This is a genomic window from Bartonella sp. AP40SXNS, assembly GCF_042195825.1.
Lineage (GTDB): Bacteria > Pseudomonadota > Alphaproteobacteria > Rhizobiales > Rhizobiaceae > Bartonella.
In genome coordinates this window covers 34,627-52,480 of record NZ_JBHIPB010000011.1, presented here as the reverse complement: position 1 = coordinate 52,480, position 17,854 = coordinate 34,627, and the positions used below count along the sequence as shown (strand labels likewise).

At 37.0% G+C, this 17,854-nt stretch carries 13 protein-coding genes, 1 tRNA gene and 3 pseudogenes; 5 read left to right on the top strand and 12 right to left on the bottom strand.

The features are described from left to right. The 4 genes and pseudogenes from ACFILZ_RS07830 to ACFILZ_RS07815 form a co-directional block, all read right to left on the bottom strand. Positions 1–125: pseudogene (locus tag ACFILZ_RS07830) on the bottom strand (phage tail protein); the annotation flags it as partial. Between the two features lie 201 nt (positions 126–326). After that, positions 327–572, bottom strand: coding sequence for a DUF4170 domain-containing protein (locus ACFILZ_RS07825; protein WP_375607340.1), 246 nt, complete (start codon positions 570–572; stop codon positions 327–329). A gap of 45 nt (positions 573–617) precedes the next feature. Further along, positions 618–1,421 (bottom strand): 3'(2'),5'-bisphosphate nucleotidase CysQ, encoded by an 804-nt coding sequence (locus ACFILZ_RS07820; protein ID WP_375610793.1) that lies wholly within the window; start codon positions 1,419–1,421, stop codon positions 618–620. Then, positions 1,408–2,739, bottom strand: a complete 1,332-nt coding sequence (locus ACFILZ_RS07815) for a TldD/PmbA family protein (RefSeq protein WP_375610792.1) — start codon at positions 2,737–2,739, stop codon at positions 1,408–1,410. Before ACFILZ_RS07815 ends, ACFILZ_RS07820 begins: the two co-directional genes overlap by 14 nt. A 771-nt stretch (positions 2,740–3,510) precedes the next feature. On the opposite strand from ACFILZ_RS07815, the gene ACFILZ_RS07810 reads away from it, so the two are divergent. Further along, positions 3,511–3,696 carry a hypothetical protein gene (locus ACFILZ_RS07810; protein WP_375610791.1) on the top strand — a complete coding sequence of 62 codons (186 nt, stop codon included), beginning with the start codon at positions 3,511–3,513 and terminating at the stop codon, positions 3,694–3,696. A gap of 193 nt (positions 3,697–3,889) precedes the next feature. Here ACFILZ_RS07810 and ACFILZ_RS07805 read toward each other — a convergent pair whose 3' ends face one another. The 3 genes from ACFILZ_RS07805 to ACFILZ_RS07795 form a co-directional block, all read right to left on the bottom strand. Beyond that, the gene (locus ACFILZ_RS07805; RefSeq protein ID WP_375610790.1) at positions 3,890–4,339 is read right to left on the bottom strand and encodes a hypothetical protein; all 450 of its coding nucleotides are present in this window, start codon (positions 4,337–4,339) and stop codon (positions 3,890–3,892) included. Between the two features lie 545 nt (positions 4,340–4,884). Next, positions 4,885–5,451, bottom strand: coding sequence for a 16S rRNA (guanine(966)-N(2))-methyltransferase RsmD (gene rsmD / locus ACFILZ_RS07800; RefSeq protein ID WP_375610789.1), 567 nt, complete (start codon positions 5,449–5,451; stop codon positions 4,885–4,887). Then, positions 5,432–6,832 carry a pseudouridine synthase gene (locus ACFILZ_RS07795; protein WP_375610788.1) on the bottom strand — a complete coding sequence of 467 codons (1,401 nt, stop codon included), beginning with the start codon at positions 6,830–6,832 and terminating at the stop codon, positions 5,432–5,434. Before ACFILZ_RS07795 ends, rsmD begins: the two co-directional genes overlap by 20 nt. A gap of 269 nt (positions 6,833–7,101) precedes the next feature. On the opposite strand from ACFILZ_RS07795, the gene ACFILZ_RS07790 reads away from it, so the two are divergent. Further along, on the top strand, positions 7,102–7,548 hold the full coding sequence (locus ACFILZ_RS07790; RefSeq protein ID WP_375607334.1) for a nucleoside deaminase: 447 nt from the start codon (positions 7,102–7,104) through the stop codon (positions 7,546–7,548). A gap of 656 nt (positions 7,549–8,204) precedes the next feature. Here ACFILZ_RS07790 and ACFILZ_RS07785 read toward each other — a convergent pair. The 3 genes from ACFILZ_RS07785 to ACFILZ_RS07775 all read right to left on the bottom strand — a co-directional run bounded on the left by ACFILZ_RS07785 (position 8,205) and on the right by ACFILZ_RS07775 (position 13,823). Next, positions 8,205–8,690, bottom strand: coding sequence for a hypothetical protein (locus ACFILZ_RS07785; RefSeq protein ID WP_375608058.1), 486 nt, complete (start codon positions 8,688–8,690; stop codon positions 8,205–8,207). 178 nt (positions 8,691–8,868) lie between these two features. Further along, complete coding sequence (gene ileS, locus ACFILZ_RS07780) at positions 8,869–11,784, bottom strand: isoleucine--tRNA ligase (RefSeq protein WP_375610787.1); 2,916 nt, start codon at positions 11,782–11,784, stop codon at positions 8,869–8,871. A 248-nt stretch (positions 11,785–12,032) separates the two neighbouring features. Further along, positions 12,033–13,823 (bottom strand): outer membrane beta-barrel protein, encoded by a 1,791-nt coding sequence (locus ACFILZ_RS07775; protein WP_375610786.1) that lies wholly within the window; start codon positions 13,821–13,823, stop codon positions 12,033–12,035. Positions 13,824–14,246: 423 nt separating this feature from the next. Between ACFILZ_RS07775 and ACFILZ_RS07770 the strand changes: the two genes are divergently transcribed. The 3 genes and pseudogenes from ACFILZ_RS07770 (at position 14,247) to ACFILZ_RS07760 (ending at position 16,511) form a co-directional block, all read left to right on the top strand. After that, the gene (locus ACFILZ_RS07770; RefSeq protein WP_375610785.1) at positions 14,247–14,501 is read left to right on the top strand and encodes a hypothetical protein; all 255 of its coding nucleotides are present in this window, start codon (positions 14,247–14,249) and stop codon (positions 14,499–14,501) included. 151 nt (positions 14,502–14,652) lie between these two features. Further along, positions 14,653–15,476, top strand: a pseudogene (locus ACFILZ_RS07765) (tyrosine-type recombinase/integrase); the annotation flags it as partial. 945 nt (positions 15,477–16,421) lie between these two features. Next, positions 16,422–16,511 (top strand) — tRNA-Ser (locus ACFILZ_RS07760). A gap of 115 nt (positions 16,512–16,626) precedes the next feature. On the opposite strand, the pseudogene ACFILZ_RS07755 reads toward ACFILZ_RS07760, so the two are convergent. Beyond that, positions 16,627–16,980: pseudogene (locus tag ACFILZ_RS07755) on the bottom strand (helix-turn-helix domain-containing protein); the annotation flags it as partial. Between the two features lie 65 nt (positions 16,981–17,045). Next, a complete protein-coding gene (locus tag ACFILZ_RS07750) occupies positions 17,046–17,831 on the bottom strand; it encodes a DNA adenine methylase (RefSeq protein ID WP_375610784.1) in 786 nt (261 codons plus the stop codon). Between the last annotated feature and the right edge of the window lie 23 nt (positions 17,832–17,854).

Here is a 17,854-nt window from a genome sequence, read left to right as displayed (position 1 = left end):
AAGCCTTCGCTATCGACTTTGACCAACCGCCCTGTCACATCAATGGAATGTTCATGCTCACGCCCATCTTCTTCAGAAATCACATGTTTTTTGCCAGTGAATTTATGACGAAGACCAGGAGGACCACTTATTTGCCTTGCACGGACAACATTATGAAATGACCTGAGAGCTTTGAAAGATATTTCCTTAAGAAAACATATAGGTTTTAAACAACATGAATATTCTTTGCTACGGCATCTTTTTTTACCCGAATAACAATGCCATGGAAGGGACGATCACAAAAGTATGAAGCAATCTACAGGCTATAATGACCAAATATTTAAGCTTTATTCTGCATTGCTTGATTCAGCATCAAGAAACTGATGCAAATCTACAATGTAATAACGTTGCAATGCATTATCTACACTGCTTTGTGCCTTTGCCTGCCATGCTTCTTGAGCGGATTGATAATCTGAAAAAATACCAACCACATCTAAATCATCAGGATTCTTAAATTGATTACTGTTAAGATTTTTTAATTCCCCACCAAATACAAGATGTAAATATTGTTTTTTTTCCTTTGTTTCAGTCATATGTGCCTCCATATCATTCAAATGATTTTAGCGCTTTTTATGTGATTAAACTAACTTTGCTTGACGAACAACATCTATCATATCCTGACAGCAATTATTTTTACCAGCAATTAAAAGCCCATATTGGTAAGGTTCAATTCCATAAGATAGTAAAGGAGTATCAAGTGATAAAAAACACCCTCCACACTCCTGCAAAATAAGATCAGCAGCGGCAATATCCCATTCATGACAATTTGGACGAACTAATACGATATCAATTTCATCTTGAGCAACAAGAACAATACGATAAGCAAGAGAAGGAAGATAACGGTAAAGACTGACTTGATTGAGAAAATCATCTGGTAATTTTTGTGCGAGCGATTTATCAAGTGAAATTTTATATTTTCGATGAACCTCAAAGGCTAAACGAGGAAGTTTTATTCCATTTAATGTTGCTCCTTCACCCGTTACAGCTGCATAAACATCCCCTTGAGCCGGACATTGTAAAACGCCCACAATAGGACGCCCATTCTCAATAATAGCAACAGAAATACACCAATAAGTACTGCCAGAAAGAAAACCACGTGTCCCATCAATAGGATCAACGACAAAGGAGCGCTTATAATCTTGTTGTTCTCGATTATCTTTTGTTTCTTCTGAAATCCATCCATAATTTGGACGTGCTCCAAGAAGCTTCTCTTTCAAGAAATGATCGACAGCAAAATCTGCCTCACTGACCGGGGAATTACCTTCTTTAATCCAGACATCCAACGTGCATCCAAAATACCGCATTGCTAAATCTCCTGCCTCTCGACAAACGTCACGCAAAAGATTTAAATCAGAAGAATGATGCGTGTTATTTTCCTGCAAGTGTCATCCCTTCAATTAACAATGTTGGAGCTGCTGTACCATAACGCCGATCAATATCATTGGCAGGTGTTAAATGTGCTAACATATGAAGCAGATCAGAGCCTAGCGTTACTTCACTCACCGGATAAGCAATTTCACCATTTTCAATCCAAAAACCGGAAGCCCCACGACTATACTGACCAGTAATAAAATCAATGCCATGACCGAATAATTCGGTCACATAAAATCCATTTCGCAAATCTTTTATCATATCGCAAGGCGATACTAAACCCGGTTCAATAGCAAAATTTGTACTGGTCGGCTGCACTAATGATGCCGAACGCACACCGTGTCCATTTGTTTTAAGTCCCAATTCACGTGCTGTAGATGATGAAAGAAGCCAATTTTTTAAAATACCATTTTCAATAATATTGAGTGTTTGCCCCTCTACCCCTTCTCCATCAAAAGGATGAGAAGCATTTCCACGCAATCGCAAAGGTTGATCGGTTACATTAACATTAGGCTTCATCACTTCCTTGCCTAGGAAATTCTGTAAAAGACTCGTTTTTCGAGCCACAGAGGCTCCATTGACCATAGATGCGATATGCCCTGCAATTCCACGAGCCGTACGCGGATTAAAAATAACATCAACGCCCCCAGTCGCCGCACGAACGGCTCCCAAACGTCGAACTGCACCAAGCCCTGCATTCTTTCCCACAGTGTCTGCGGCCTCTAAATCAGAAAAATGTAAGGCTGTTGTATAGTCATAATCCCGCTCCATCTGGATTCCTTCACCCGCAAGAGCACTACAAGAACGTGAGAAGCAACTAGAGTGATAAGCTCCACAAAAACCATCGCTGGTCACAAGAATAAACCCACTACAGCCATAAGCTGTTGCAGCGCCACCAGAATTGCTTACTCCTTTAACATCAAGAGCTGCTGCCTCCGTTTTTAAAGCATCTTCTGTTAAAAAATGACTGCTTGGTACAAAATCATCAAAAAGATCAAGATCTTTAGGGTTCTTAACCAAACACTCTTTATCAGCCAAACCTTCAAATAAACTATCGGGAGAAGCTTTGGCCATTGCAATAGCACGTTCTGCAAGTTCTTGCGGATAAGACGCTAGATTAGCAGAAACACTTGCTACTTTTTTTCCAACAAAAACCCTTAGAGTAAAATCATTGCTCTCTGCAGATTCTGTCGATTCGACTTTCCCAAAACGAACAGATACACTGGTGGAATGTGCATGAACAATAACAGCATCAGCAGCGTCGGCCCCAGAACGCCTTGCTGCTTCAACCAATGAAACAGCTTTCTCAATCTGGTTCTTGTCAGTCATTATAGACTCCCTAAAATATTTTATTATTTACATTGATAAGCATTCTGACAAAAGATTATGCACATTTCATGCATTCTTTTTCTTTTAATGCATTAAATCATTTCCTTTTTCGCTTCTTTATGAAAAGATGCAATATGTCGTAAAATCTCTTTAGTTGCAAGATTGCTCATTGGACCTTATCATTTTAGAAGCCAAATCTCCACTGACAATCAAATCAACAGAACATTGACAATTAACAAAAGTCTTAGCAATAACACTTGAATTTAAGCCAAAATCCTCAAAAATTCGAAAAGCATAAAATGATCTAAATCACAGGTCTTCCTTCCTCTGGGTAGTAAAAAACCTACCTCATCTCTTTCCTATAGCATTCTTTAATTTCCAAGCAAGAATCAAGAAAATGCCTTATATTTGTATACACTTCTTTTCTTCTATAAACTCTCTCATAATGAGACGGCACTCTTGTAAATGAAACAAAACTTAAACAGAGTAAAAAATATTTCCTTCCATTATGGTTTCAACAAAATGAGCAGTCATAAACTTCTTTACCCTAATGGACGTAATATCATAAAGAACTCATTTTTTATATTTAAAAGTAATCAAAGAAATTATATTGTAATCTTTCAATAAAATTAATATTTTGATTTATACTTATAATTTATTGTTTTGTAATTTGTATAAAAAAGCCTAATAGCATAAAATTCTCTTTGTTTCGAACCTATTCATGTTGAGTCAATCGCAACTATTTGCGAGCATATCATGAATAAGGGGCATATGAATGAAAACTATTTAAGAAGAAATCAAAATGCCTCTTATGAAGGTTTTAAATCAAAAGCTATCGCAACATTAGAAACCAGCAAATATCATGACGATATTGGCCTACATCATAAGAGAAACAATGAGCTTCTGAAACTTTCTCATTTTCAACGAAGAGAGCATCTTATAAGCTTTTATATATAAAAAATTCAATGAATTTCATAAGATTTTTAGCGCAAAATTAATCCCGTAAGATGCTTTGACACGATTTCAACAGCTAACTAAAACCAAATCATAGCTCATCAATTTGCTATATACTCATAACTGATTTCATTCTAACAAGGCTAAGAGTTCTGCACCTTTTTTAAGGTGTTAACTTCTTTATAAACGCACACCCTTACAAGATGGTTTTGTTTTCAGTAAGAGCACGCCTGCTCATTTCAATCATTGCATCGCGAAGATGTAACTTAATTTTTGATCCAATAATCATTCCAAATAAAGGAGCAAGTAAGCCAGAAATAATTACAGTATGACGAATTTTGTTATTTGAAGAACCCGATTTTGTTGAACAAATATATTCATGATTAAAACTCATACGTGTAAAAGGAAGTTTAGCATAATCAGAAAAGCAAACATTTTTTATAACTTTATCAAGTGTAAAAGTTACTGTAGGTCCTTTTTTAGGTTTCATGCGTCCTATAGCGCCTTCTTTGAAAGGACCAGAAAGTTCTACCCACTCAAGTTCACTATCCCAGCAAGGCCATGATGCCACATCTTCCCATATAGCCCAAATTTTCTCAGCACTTGCTTCTGTACTAATTTCTTCACTATATATCCATTTAAACATGATAATCTCCCCTTTTTTATAAATTACTTATCTTTAGTGATAAAAAATAATATAAAAAAGTATCCTTAAAGCTGCACAACGATAAGATACTTAATACTCTCAGATCTACTTAATATGTAATGATTAAATCAACAAGCGATATTACTAAACTAAACACACAAATATTCAGGATAAATGAACAATATTTTCAATACTAAACAAAATATCTTTTTTAAGTTTAGACAATAACAAAAAATAAAAGTTACGCATCATATAAAATATAAATGCAGACTGCATAGCTTAAAGCTTTCAACTGCTGATGAAATGTAATGATTAAGGTATAGCAGAAAGAAATTAGACAAAAAAGATCATAACTATTATCGAGGATATATATATCCTATTGGAGAAAAAACATCCTTCTGTAGTAAAGCTAATAAAAATTCATCAATTCCTTTAACATTAGAATCTTTTATTTACTTTCTGCTTGACCTTTTAAAAACCATATAAAATGAAGAAAACTGTGAAAAAACATTTTTTTATCCTATCGGATAAAAACAAAAACTTTCTCAAGATGTAAGCAATCGTAATTTATAAAGACGTATTGCTGTCTCACCATAAAAACGCTCATCGTCTAGATAAAAAATATCTGGTAAATGAATAATCGTATCTTTCTTTTCTTCGAGCACGAAGAGTGTATCAGCTTTTGCCCAACCTCCTCGCAAAGCTTCTACAAAAGCACGTTCACCTAAACAACGGCTATAGGGAGGATCAGCGCAAATAACATCAAATGGAAGCATTGTTCCAATATTGCCAAGTTTGGTTGCATCACGACGCAAAATCCGTCCAATCCCTTGCAATTCAAAAGCTTCGATATTTTTTTGAAGTACTCCACGCCCCTCAACTGAATTTTCAACAAAAACAGCAGCCTTTGCTCCACGTGAAAGTGCTTCAATGCCTAAAGCCCCCGTACCAGCAAAAAGATCAAGAATGCGTTTATTGGTCCAAAATTGTTCTTCACGGCTAGAAAGAATATTAAAAAGGCTTTCACGTGTACGATCACTCGTTGGGCGAATCGACTGATTAACAGGCGAAAATAAAATACGACCAGCAAATTTACCGCCTATAATCCGCACGTGGACCTCCAAATCGCTTCGAAGTTTTTGCACCATCACTCTGTGATTTAGATTTTTTCATAGAACCACCAAATGATTTTACTTTTTTCTTTCTCTCAAAAGAACGCTCATCATGACCACCTTTTATCATTTTCTCTTTATCCTTTAAAAAGCGATCTTTCTTACCAAAGGGATGCGTCTCGTCATAAGATATTTTGCCACGTTTTTGAACAAAACTTTCCCTCTTCTCTTTGTGTGACGAACTTTCTTTTAGTTTTTCCTTGCCTCGATGAAAGGACTTTCTACCATCCAAATCGCTCTTATAACCATGCGATTTCTCCTCACTATAGGAAGGCTTTCTACGTGCACTTTGCGGACGTGCACCAGGAGCCATCCAAACATTAGCACGGCGAGAACGCGGTAGAAAACGCTCTGCTTTTCCTTCTTCACTTTTCTCCTTTTTTACATTTTCATGAGATTTTGTACTTAATCGTGCGCGACTATGTTCAACAGAACCATCTCTTGGTCGGCGTCGTATTGCCCTTTCACTTGAGAAAACCCAACCATCATTTGCAACAGAAAGATCTTTCTGGCTTTTCTTTTCTGCAACAACTGCAGAATTTGAAAATGGCTTAAGAATAGGAGCATCAAAATCTGCATTGGCTTGCATAATCAAACGCTCTCCCAACTGATCTCGTAACATCCGTCCTTTTAACTCTTGCACAGCTCCTTCTTCTAAATCAGAGAGATGAAATGGACCATAAGATACACGTATTAATCGATTAACTGATAATCCCAATGCCCCTAAAACATTCTTTATTTCACGATTTTTTCCTTCTCGCAAAGCAACAGAAAGCCATATATTCGACCCTTGTTCGCGTTCAATTGATGCTTCAATTGAACCATAAAAAATACCATTAATCGCAATACCATTTTTAAGGTTATCCAGCGCACTCTGTTTTACTCTTCCATGAGCACGGACGCGATATTTGCGGACCCACCCCGTTACAGGAAGTTCTAATACACGCGCTAAGCCACCATCATTGGTTAAAAGCAAAAGCCCTTCCGTGTTAATGTCAAGCCTTCCTACAGAAAGAACACGCGGCATTCCTTTTGGTAAATTACTAAATACTGTAGGTCTGCCTTCAGGATCACGGTTCGTGGTGACAAGACCTGCTGGCTTATGGTAAAGCCATAAACGCGTTCGTTCTATAGGAGGTAAAGGTTTGCCATCAACTTTAATAACATCAGAGCGGCTAACATTAAAAGCTGGCGTTTTCACGACTTTACCATTCACAGAAATACGACCTGAAACAATCATCATTTCTGCATCTCGACGCGAAGCAACACCAGCACGCGCTAATCTTTTAGCAATTCGTTCACTCTCATTATTTTCATTCATTTGCGTTTCAAACCAATCTTTGCAAGTATGTTCAGAAAATTATCCACATGCACCATACCGCTTATCCTGAAAAATGAAGTAGCATAATCATTTATCATTTTCTATCCTTTAACGACAATAATGTATCTGTTGACTTGCAAGTTTGTTTTAAACTCTTAAAAAAATAGAGGTATTCTTTTCATTATAAAAGCGTAATAAATTATTCATTCCATAGCATTCCTTATCGAGATAACCTTTAGATTTTCTATACCTTCAGTAGAAAGAATATTATGACTTTGACGCCCATGGAAATAGCCCTTTTAGAAGCGCAAGAAGCTGCAAAAAAAGATGAAGTTCCCGTAGGTGCTATCATTACACGTGGAAAAGCTATCATTGCACGCGCTGGTAACTTTATAAAATCTGCATATGACCCTACAGGACACGCAGAAATACGCGCAATCCGTATGGCTTGCAAAACATTGCAAAGCGAAAGGCTTCCTGATTGCGATCTTTATGTAACACTTGAGCCTTGTGCTATGTGTGCCGCTGCCATTTCATTTGCACGCATACGACGTCTCTATTACGCAATAAATGATCCCAAAGGAGGTGCTATAGAAAATGGTCCACGTTTTTATCAGCAACCAACCTGTCATCACAAACCTGAGATTTATTCTGGTTTTAAAGAAAAAGAAGCAGCTCAATTACTTAAAGATTTTTTTGTACAAAAGCGATACTAAAAACAATTCTTCTTCCATAACTTTTACTCTTTAGAAACTATCCTACTTCTCAAAAAAGACTGTTAATTCTTCTGATATATATATAGCAAAAGCTATTTCGAAGCATTTTTTCTCTCTTTTAATTCTGCATATTGTTTCTATTAGATGGTACATTCATTCAAAAGAATAATTCATTATTTTGTATATAAAATATAAAGTCCAAAATATCGTAGATATGCTCTCATTTCAAATTACATTGAAACAGTAAAAATCACTTTCTTGCACATCATAAGCGGAATTATCGTCTGGATAAAGAACGTTTTAGAAAAGACTAAAAATGTCTCTTATGAAAGCTCTCAAATGCAAGAATTATCGCAACATTGGAGTCTGTAAAATAAAATGATGGTATAAGCTCTCTCCTTCATAAGAATAAAGCTGCTAATTTTCAATGGCTTTCACGTTATACTATCCACACAAACAACGTTGTGAAATGGACTTAAAAGATATTTCTTGTTAAAAAAGCAACGCTGAACCATTCTCTCGATGCTATCGCCATATTGCTATTTCATGGAAATAACAACCAGCTTGCAGCAGCATTATAACTCTGCGTGAACTGAGAACTTGGTGTCATAATTAATGAGAAGAATACCTCACATACTTTATATTTTGTCTTTTTCTTATCGACCAATAGGTGCAATTTTTGCCGGTTGGCGATAACTTAAAGGTGGTTCAGTGAGATAGCGACGGTATTTTGAACTTCCAACTTGTGCTCTCTGACGACGTAAATATTCTTGTCGTTGCTTCGCACTCAACTGTGAAGGATTTTCTGAACCAGCGCCATTAACTAATGATCGCTTGTGAGGAAAAGGAGTACTTTCCCGATGCTGCTTCGATGCTGCTATTTTATTGACAGATTTATCTTGTTGTGGCACCGGTAAAAACCTGCGTGAACTAGGACTTGGTATTATAAGCTTTGGATGGGGTTTCATAACAATCTGGCTGCTGTTATTTGTTGGTGTTAATGAAGTGATATTAGCAACATCTTCAAAAAACTGTATCGAAACTGGTTTATTGGTACCATAGGTAGGCGCATTACATCCCGTTAAAACAAAGCATATACCTAAAATTCCTATTGGAAATATTTTTACTTCACATTTTCTCACTGCTTATCCCATTTCCTAAGTATATGGCTGATTAATATTCCCGTTATTTATGAGAGAACGGTCCATATACAAATTTCCCCCCCTGCAGATAAAACAACGGAATTTTTTTCGTACCACAAAAAACTATATTCATCAATACGAGAAATATACTTGCATTTCTTTCCTTTGATCTAAAACTTTAAATCTTGCCAAGAATCCGCAATTCCCGCAAAGCAGCTGCATCACGAGCAGATACATCCGGATAAGCTGGATCACTTCCAACATCTTGTGTATAACGCCATGATCGAGCACATTTTTTTCCCAACGCTTTCTTTGGATATACACCAACACCTTCAACATCATCCAAAGTAAACGCATCGGAAGGCATTGTATCCTGCGTAATTGTGAGTGCGCTGGTAATACAGATCTCCGCCATATCCACATTTTCTAATGCCTCTCGTAAAACCAGATTGGAAATAAAAACAATAGGCGCAGCTTCCAAAGAGGATCCAATACGCTTATTAGCACGTTCAAGTTCTAAAGCACCTGTCACAACTTTACGGACCTGCCGAATTTTTTTCCAACGCTCAGCCAAAGATTGGTTTTGCCATTCTTCTGGTACAGAGCGAAATTGTTCCAAATGCACTGATTGGCTTTCTGGGTAACGCTCTAACCAAGCTTCCTCCATAGTAAAAGGCAACATTGGAGCAAGCCATGTTACCATACGCTCAAAAACCTCACGGACAACCTGCAAGGAGGCCTTGCGTTTTTTTGATGAAGGCGCATCACAATAAAGAGAATCCTTTCGGATATCAAAATAAAATGCCGATAACTCAATGATTGAAAAATCCAATAATGCACGCATAATCTTTTTAAAATCAAATTCATCGTAAGCGCGATTAATCAACTGATCAAGTTCAAAAAGCCTATGCAATATAAATTTTTCAAGATCCGGCAGTGCACCATAAGATATTTCTTCTCCATCATCATGTGCTAAAGTTCCAAGCATCCAACGAATTGCATTGCGTAGTTTACGATATGAATCCACATTTGTCTGAAGAATTTTCTTGCCTAAACGCTGATCTTCCCAATAATCTGTTGTCATCACCCAAAGACGAAAAATATCAGCTCCAGATGTTTTAATGATCTCTTGCGGAACAACCGTATTGCCTAAAGATTTAGACATTTTCTTACCATTCTCATCCAAAGTAAAACCGTGTGTGATCACTGCCTTATAAGGAGAGCAAGCACGCGTACCACAGCTTTCCAAAAGAGAAGATTGGAACCATCCACGATGTTGATCAGAGCCTTCAAAATAAACATCTGCAGGCCATTTTAAATCAGCCCGATCTTCTAATACAAAGCTATGGCTTGCTCCAGAATCAAACCAAACATCCAAAATATCATGAACCTGCATCCAAGGCTCATGCGCACGGTCACCTAAAAAACGTTCACGTGCTCCTTCAGCAAACCATGCATCTGCCCCTTCTACTTCAAAAGCCCGTAAAATACGTTCGTTCACGCTTTCATCTTTCAAAACAACACCATCCTCATTCGCAAAAATACAAATAGGAACTCCCCAAGAACGCTGACGAGAAAGAACCCAATCAGGACGATCTTCTATCATAGAGGCTAGGCGGTTTTGCCCAGAAGGTGGTATAAAACGCGTTTTTGAAACAGCATCCAAAGCCCGACTGCGTAAAGTTGAACCATCCCCAAGATCTTTATCCATTGAAATAAACCATTGCGGCGTATTACGAAAAATAACGGGTTTTTTCGAACGCCAACTATGGGGATAGGAATGTTTCAAACGACCGCGTGCAAATAATCGATCTGCTTTAATTAAAGCGTTAATGACCTCTTTATTGGCATCACCCATTTTTCCATTATCATCAATAACACGTGCTGCTCCCCCTTCACGATCCGGTCCCAAACCCGGAACATCTTTCGTATAGAAACCCGCATCATCGACAGGAAATGGTATAGATGAATCAATCCCTGCTTGCTCCAATAGAGGCTTATAAGCATTCCAAATTTCAAAGTCCTCACGCCCATGACTTGGTGCTGTATGGACAAAACCTGTACCAGCATTCTCTGTCACATACGACCCCTCAAGCAATACTATCTTATAATTATACCCTCCCGCCAAACCTTTGAGTGGATGAGAAAGAACAAGAGCTTTCAATTCATCAGCAGAAATAACACGCAAACGCTTCAAAACAAGTTTGGCTTTTTCTGCACAACTCATCGCTAGAGCATCTGCAAAGAGAAGCTTTTCTCCCACTTGAGGACCAAAATCATTTTCAGCACTTTCAACTTCGTAAATACCATAAAAAATCTGCGAAGAATAACTCACTGCACGATTGCTTGGGATTGTCCACGGTGTTGTTGTCCAAATGACAACATAAGCACCATATAAATCATCAGAATTTGCTTCAAAAACAGGAAACTTAACCCAAATCACCTCTGATTCATGATCATGATATTCAATCTCAGCCTCTGCCAAAGCCGTACGCTCCACAACAGACCACATCACTGGCTTGGAACCACGATAAATCTGATCTGACATAGCAAATTTTATCAATTCACTAGCAATGCGTGCTTCTGCATGAAAAGCCATTGTAGTGTAAGGCGTGTTAAAATCTCCCACAACACCAAGGCGTTTAAATTCTTCGCTTTGAACGGTTACCCAATGTTGTGCAAATTCACGGCATTCTTGACGAAACTCATTCAGAGGTACCTCGTCCTTATTTTTTCCCTGTGCTCGATATTTTTCTTCAATTTTCCATTCAATTGGAAGCCCATGGCAATCCCAACCAGGAACATAATTTGCATTAAAACCGCGCATTTGGAATGAACGAACAACCACATCCTTTAGAACTTTGTTTAAAGCATGCCCGATATGAATATGACCATTTGCATAAGGCGGACCATCATGAAGAATATAAAATGGACGATCTTTTGCTTGTTGGCGCAATTGCGCATAAAGCCCCATATCTTCCCAACGCGCCATCAATTCAAGCTCTTTTTGCGGAAGCCCTGCACGCATAGGAAAATTTGTCTGTGGGAGATAAAGAGTTTTTGAATAATCTATTGTTTCATTTTTCACAGTCATTGTGAAATATTCCTGTCCACTTTTACGAGTTTACTTTTGCATAACTTCCCTGAACCCTGCAACTCTGGTTTTTATCTATAGGGAAAGCCGAGCTTATCATTCGTATTAAGCAGCGATCAGGAAAATATATCATCACACTCTATGGGCTTTATCATGAAATTCACAAGAAAAGAAACCAAAAAGTGATCTTTAAAAAAATAAAGGCTCCACTAACAGTGGAGCCTCTTAGAAATTTACTCTTTAAAAAATTAGAATTTATAAGCTACACCAACACGGAAATCATTGGTTTTGTAGTTAACTTCAAGTTTTTCCTTTGCAAATTTCTTTTTACCAAAATCAGAGTAACGATATTCTGCACGTACAATCACATTATCCAGAAGCGAGAAATCAACACCACCACCAAGTGTGTAACCAATCATGGTTTTTGTTTCATCAGCTAAGTTCTTAGAAGAAACGACTCTTCCATCCTCATCCTTAACGGATATTGATACAGTATCTTGGAATTGCCCATAAGCAATACCACCAGCGAGATAAGGCATAAAGCGATCAGCAGCAAAACCAATACGGACCCGTGTAGCACCACCCCAATTTTGCTTGAAAGTATGATTTAAAGTTTCAGCTTCATCCTCTTGACCAAGACCAAGTTCAGAAGCCATCTTTTTTATTTGTTCTATACCATATACACTGGAATTGTTCTTATCCACCGCTTGTGTACTTTGTGCACCGTGTCCAGCCATATTCTGTCCACCATGAGAACGAGAAGCATGTGGATTAGCACCAGAGCCATGCCCACCTGCATGAGATGCACCATGCGAATTAGCATTTCCGCTACCATGGGAAGAACTATGATGACCTCCCTGTTGGGCTCCGCTTGTTCCATTAGAAGCTTTTGTCTCTGAACCAGAGGATGATCCTGATCTCGCGAGTACAAGTGATGAACTCGGTACTGTTTTTTCTGCTGCTGATGATTGTGATACAGATTGTACCGGTGTAGGTGCTTTTGCTGCTGGCTGACTTGCTTCTGTTCCTGTTGATGGGGTAGAGGATGTTAGTTTTGTTACAACTGATTTTGCAGGTACCGCCACCGCTGACTGTACTGCTGGTGTGGCTGAGGTGGATTGTACTTGTGAAGATCCCGCTAATATAGATGTTGTTTTTGCAGATTTTGCAGTCGCATCTTCTCTTTTTGTCTCAACTCTTGATGATTGGTTTCCTGTATCTGATCTTCCTAACGAAAGCTCTGACTGGACCCGTGTTCTTGTCTCTGTGCTGGAGGAGGGTTGTTTAGATGTAGAAATTGTTGCTGTTTCTGCGCCTGTTTGTGGTTTTGTCACTGGGTTAGAGGACCCTCGTTGTCCAGCTAACGATGCTGATGTTGGATTTGAAACTCCTAATGTTTTTTCTTCCACTTTCACTGTTTCTTTTACTGTTGTAGAATTAGAATCGCCAGTTGTTTCTTTTTTCCCTGATTGGCTTACGCCTGGATTTGGTTGTTGATTTAAATTTTCTCGCGTAGGTTGCGATTGGACAGTTGATCGTATTAGTGTATTTGACGTTAGAGTTCTTGCTACTGGTGTCACTGGTGTTTCTGTTGTTGTTACAACTTCTGCGGATCTGCGGGATCTTACGACTGCATTTTCTACTGTAGTGTTATCAGCCGCTCCTATAGTAATGGTCTTTGTGTGTTTTTTTCCAGATATCATTAAATCCGTATCGATGCCAAAAATAAAGTTATCACCGAGATCAATATTAGAACCTGCATAAAAACCACCTACAAAACCTGAAAGTTTAGGAGAGAACTCTTTATCTAGTGGTAAACTCTTTTCTTGACCAACAAGAGCCATATCCGCTTTGCTCGAAAAACCACCAGCTTGGACACCTAAATAAAGACCTGTCCATGAAAAAGTAGGCGCAACAATGGCAGAAGAAGAAGCAGTCGATGATGCTGGTTGATGAGGAATCATAACATCAGCAGCTAGTGCTGTAGACGCTGAAATTAAAGAAAAAATAGACGCTGTTATTAAACGTTTTGTATTCATAAAATCTCTCCAAATATCCAAAATGAAATGTATATAGAGCATCTTTTTTGAAAGATCTGTAGCAAAAATGACACACTCACAAAAAAATAAAGAATTTTTGAAGATTATCAAAATACAACTCTCAAGAATAATTCTTGTGCAATAAACAAATTATATCAAATTTTTTTAAACAAAAAGCGCGTTGCAATCACCTGTTTTGAAGCCAATGTATGCATGTGTCATAGAGGACAACTAGCATTAGCTCCCACTCAATTGCCTAATTGGAATTATGAAATTAAGCACATCTAAAAAATAAATTTGCATATTTTTAAAAAATGGGAGTGCCCATATGTCATCCAGCACACCCCTACTCATTCCTAACAACTTTTAAGTAATGCATGATTCAGGCTACGGGTGGATTGTGCCAAATCAAGGAAATAAATCATGGGGAGAAAAACTGATGAAACAATAGAGTTTGATGGATACATTACGCTTTACCGTATCCATGAATTGAGAGACTTTAGAGATAAAAAGGCAGGTAATCTTGACAGCTTTATAGAGGATGAAGACAGTTTAAATCATGAAAACGATTGTTGGATTTATAATGATGCCAAGGCGTATTCCTTTACCAATATTTACGATAGCGCTAAGGTTTTTGATAACGCACAAGTTGCTTATAATGCACAGATTAATGCATAGATTTTTGAAAACGAAAAAATTTATGATAATTCAGAAGCTTGTAACAAAACTATGACCGCCCAGAACGGCGTCCCTTCAACAAAAGACGACATTCCTTTCTAACACCAAAAAACTAACCTTTTAACACCAGCGTGATTCACGCCATGGTAAAATTATATGGTATGTGCGTATTGGTCGTGGTCAACGCATTAGAGTACGTGGAACCTATGGAACGCAAGAGTTTGTTGACAACTACCAAAGTGCGCTTGCTAAATTACAAGGGCTTATACTTCCAAAATCCAAAACCGGTAAACTTATTGAAAGGTTATTTGCATGGCTACTTAAACAGTATTTTAACAGTATCAATTGGCATAGCTTCTCTAAAGTCATAAAAAGAACTCATCCTGATGAAGGTGTGTGATTCTATAGGTCTCATTTCATACCAAGCAATCGAAAAGAAACATATTATAGCCGGTGTTGAACATCGCAAATAAACACTTGGAATGGCTATAGACTTTCTGAAAGGTCTAAACGGACTTTTTAAATGGGCCATTGAACAGGGTCTTTTTGAAAATAATCCAGCTTTAAGAATCAAAAGACCTCCTCTCAAAAACGAAGACGGATTTCCAGTCAAAACAGAAAAAAGTAAATTCCAAACAGATGTTTTTCTGCCAATTTTGTCTGAAATAGCCCAAACCCTTTAAATTGGTCCTATTGGAGAAGAAACATTCATTTGTGGTCAAGTTAATCAAAAACTTTCGAAAGAAAGCTTTGGCGATACATTTAGATAGACTTGTAATACTGTAGGCATTAAAAAATCAGCGCGCATGGTTTAAGAAAATTAGCAGCAACACGCGCTGCTAATTTCGGTGCAACAGTCTCGCAACTCAAAGCAGTTTTTGGCTAGACAGACGACACTATGGCATCTCTTTACACAAAGAGCGCAGACCGTAAAAACTTGCTCTTGAAGCCATAAAAAAGCTTCAAAAAGATGAGGAAAAGAGGCCTATAAAACTCAATAGAATCAGGAACAACCTATTCTCTTATATTAGACATAAATATTTTATTTTACACATATTTGTGAATGAAACGGCTTTTAAAACCTTTTCTGTTAAAGTTTATGCTTTTTTCCTCTGCATAATTTAGCGTTTTTAAGTTCTATTCTTGAAAAACTATGCAATACTTTAACAAACTATTTATTGATCTAAGCGTTCAATAATCTTTTCTTCCATTCAAATTACCTTTTTGCTTATCCTAAAGAAAAAAGCATTATAAATATACCTAATTTTCAGTCATATCTGGAAAAAGTTTCAAACTGTCGATGCAAATCTTACACAACATTTTATTCAAATAGTGTAAATCAGCCCTTTCCTCCAAGATACCCTTTAGACGCATTAAATATCTGAATATTTTTATTTAAAAAATAAAAATCTTTTAAAGAGCTTTCTTATTGAATTGTACTTATTTAAACTCAATAAAAATTTTCCTTGAATATATATCCCATTCTTACAAATTTATCTCTCATAAACTGTCAAAGCAATAACATTTTCTTTTCGCAGATATGACCGATCTAAATAGAATAAATATCTGTAAAGGTAAAATAATTTAAAAATACACGACCGAAATTTAATATAATTTATCAAACATTTTCAACTGAACTTTTCTTATTATTACGAAAACGACCATTAGAACTTAAAAAATATTGCTTTGTGAAAAATTTTCAAACAGGAAAAAGAAATGATAAATATCATAATTACCTTTCATTTTTTCAGAAAAAACTATCATATTTAAAAATGAAACTCTTAGATAACACACTAAAAGAATTAACTTATGAAGAATTATTTTAATTGAAACTTAAATAGTTTTACAAAGAACGCTTTAAAATGCGTATTAAAATGATTGACCTTTTGCAAGAAATTTGTCAAAAAGCATATCTAGTTTGGAGGGGTGGCCGAGCGGTTTAAGGCACCGGTCTTGAAAACCGGCGTGCAGGAGACTGTACCGTGGGTTCGAATCCCACCCCCTCCGCCACAGCACTTTTATAGTGCTATAACTTTTTGATTTTATATGACTTTTTTAAAGGTTCGGGATAAATAAATAAAGGTTCGGGAATAGGATTTTCACACTTTCCTTTACAAAGCGCATTCTTTTTGCCAGCTTTCTCTAATAATTTTTTTAATAGTTCTAAATCTTCTTGTGAAATAATGTTTATCAGTCTAGAAAACATACCAACAGTTTCACATCTGAAAATATCAGAAGGCTTTATAATGAAGCTCTTGCGACAAGAATCCGACTCTCTTCTCAAAATTTCTGCTACCTCTTGATCTAAAGCATAGAGTTCAATTATCTTTTCCTCCAATCCTACAGGAACAGATCTTTTGCCAATTTCTACAGATGATAAAAATGCTACAGATATATCTAATTTCTTAGCCATATCTAAGAGGCGTTCGGAGTGATCAATGCGAAGTTTCCGTAAAATTTTACCAAAAGATGTAACCATATAAAAAGTCCTATTAGAGAAGAAATATTTTCTTCTGATTCTAACAAATCTTTTTATGATTTTCTTCAATTATTACGAATCAAGAGTTCTTTTCGGGGTGGTTTTTTAGCAAAACCAGAGGTCCAAAGGGTCTCAACTTCTAAAAAGTCAAAATCCTTAAAGATCTCTCGAACCGCATCACAATCATTCAGACTCAAGACAAATTTGCCTTGAATACTTTTGAGAACTTTTGCCATACTTACAAAATCATCTTCAACAAAATTCCCAGAGCTATAGCACTTCTTCTTTACAAGATAAGGAGGGTCTAGGTAAAATAAACTGTCGGGTGCATCAAATAGCTCGATAACCCGTTCCCACGATAAATTTAAGATCGTCGTATCAAGAAGCTTCTGTCTAACACGTCTCATCCTTGATAACAGCTTTTCGGGATTAAACTCTGCCGTTCTTTTTCTTCCAAAGCTAAAAGAAACGTAATCTTTTTTCCCATAAAGGACACAACGTTGGAGAAATAAAAACCGTGCGGCTCTTTCAACTTTGGAAAGGCTGTCTGGGTCAATCGCAGCAAGGTCAAAAAACAACTGTCTTGAACAAACAAACCACTCCAATCGTTTGGCTAAATCATCAAAATGGTTTTGAACGCATTGAAACAGATTCGTGATCTCTCCATTCAAATCATTAATCACGGAATATTTTGCTGGTCTTTTATTTAGGAAAATAACACCAGAGCCTAAAAATGGTTCAACATAGGTTTCATGGTCAATATTATTTAAAATCGGTATAATTTTCTTACGCAGATAGTGTTTACCACCCATCCACGCAAACAGCGTTTGTGTAAAACTTTCCTTTTTCATAAGCGAAGTTCATTCCCTCAAGC

Bases quoted from the DNA above. Each gene is read 5' to 3' on its own strand.
- ACFILZ_RS07815 (WP_375610792.1), bottom strand. From the start codon at position 2,739: ATGACTGACAAGAACCAGATTGAGAAAGCTGTTTCATTGGTTGAAGCA.
- ACFILZ_RS07775 (WP_375610786.1), bottom strand. From the start codon at position 13,823: ATGAATACAAAACGTTTAATAACAGCGTCTATTTTTTCTTTAATTTCA.
- ileS (WP_375610787.1), bottom strand. From the start codon at position 11,784: ATGACTGTGAAAAATGAAACAATAGATTATTCAAAAACTCTTTATCTC.
- ACFILZ_RS07805 (WP_375610790.1), bottom strand. From the start codon at position 4,339: ATGTTTAAATGGATATATAGTGAAGAAATTAGTACAGAAGCAAGTGCT.
- ACFILZ_RS07770 (WP_375610785.1), top strand. From the start codon at position 14,247: ATGGGGAGAAAAACTGATGAAACAATAGAGTTTGATGGATACATTACG.
- ACFILZ_RS07790 (WP_375607334.1), top strand. From the start codon at position 7,102: ATGACTTTGACGCCCATGGAAATAGCCCTTTTAGAAGCGCAAGAAGCT.
- ACFILZ_RS07795 (WP_375610788.1), bottom strand. From the start codon at position 6,832: ATGAATGAAAATAATGAGAGTGAACGAATTGCTAAAAGATTAGCGCGT.
- ACFILZ_RS07750 (WP_375610784.1), bottom strand. From the start codon at position 17,831: ATGAAAAAGGAAAGTTTTACACAAACGCTGTTTGCGTGGATGGGTGGT.
- ACFILZ_RS07825 (WP_375607340.1), bottom strand. From the start codon at position 572: ATGACTGAAACAAAGGAAAAAAAACAATATTTACATCTTGTATTTGGT.
- ACFILZ_RS07810 (WP_375610791.1), top strand. From the start codon at position 3,511: ATGAATGAAAACTATTTAAGAAGAAATCAAAATGCCTCTTATGAAGGT.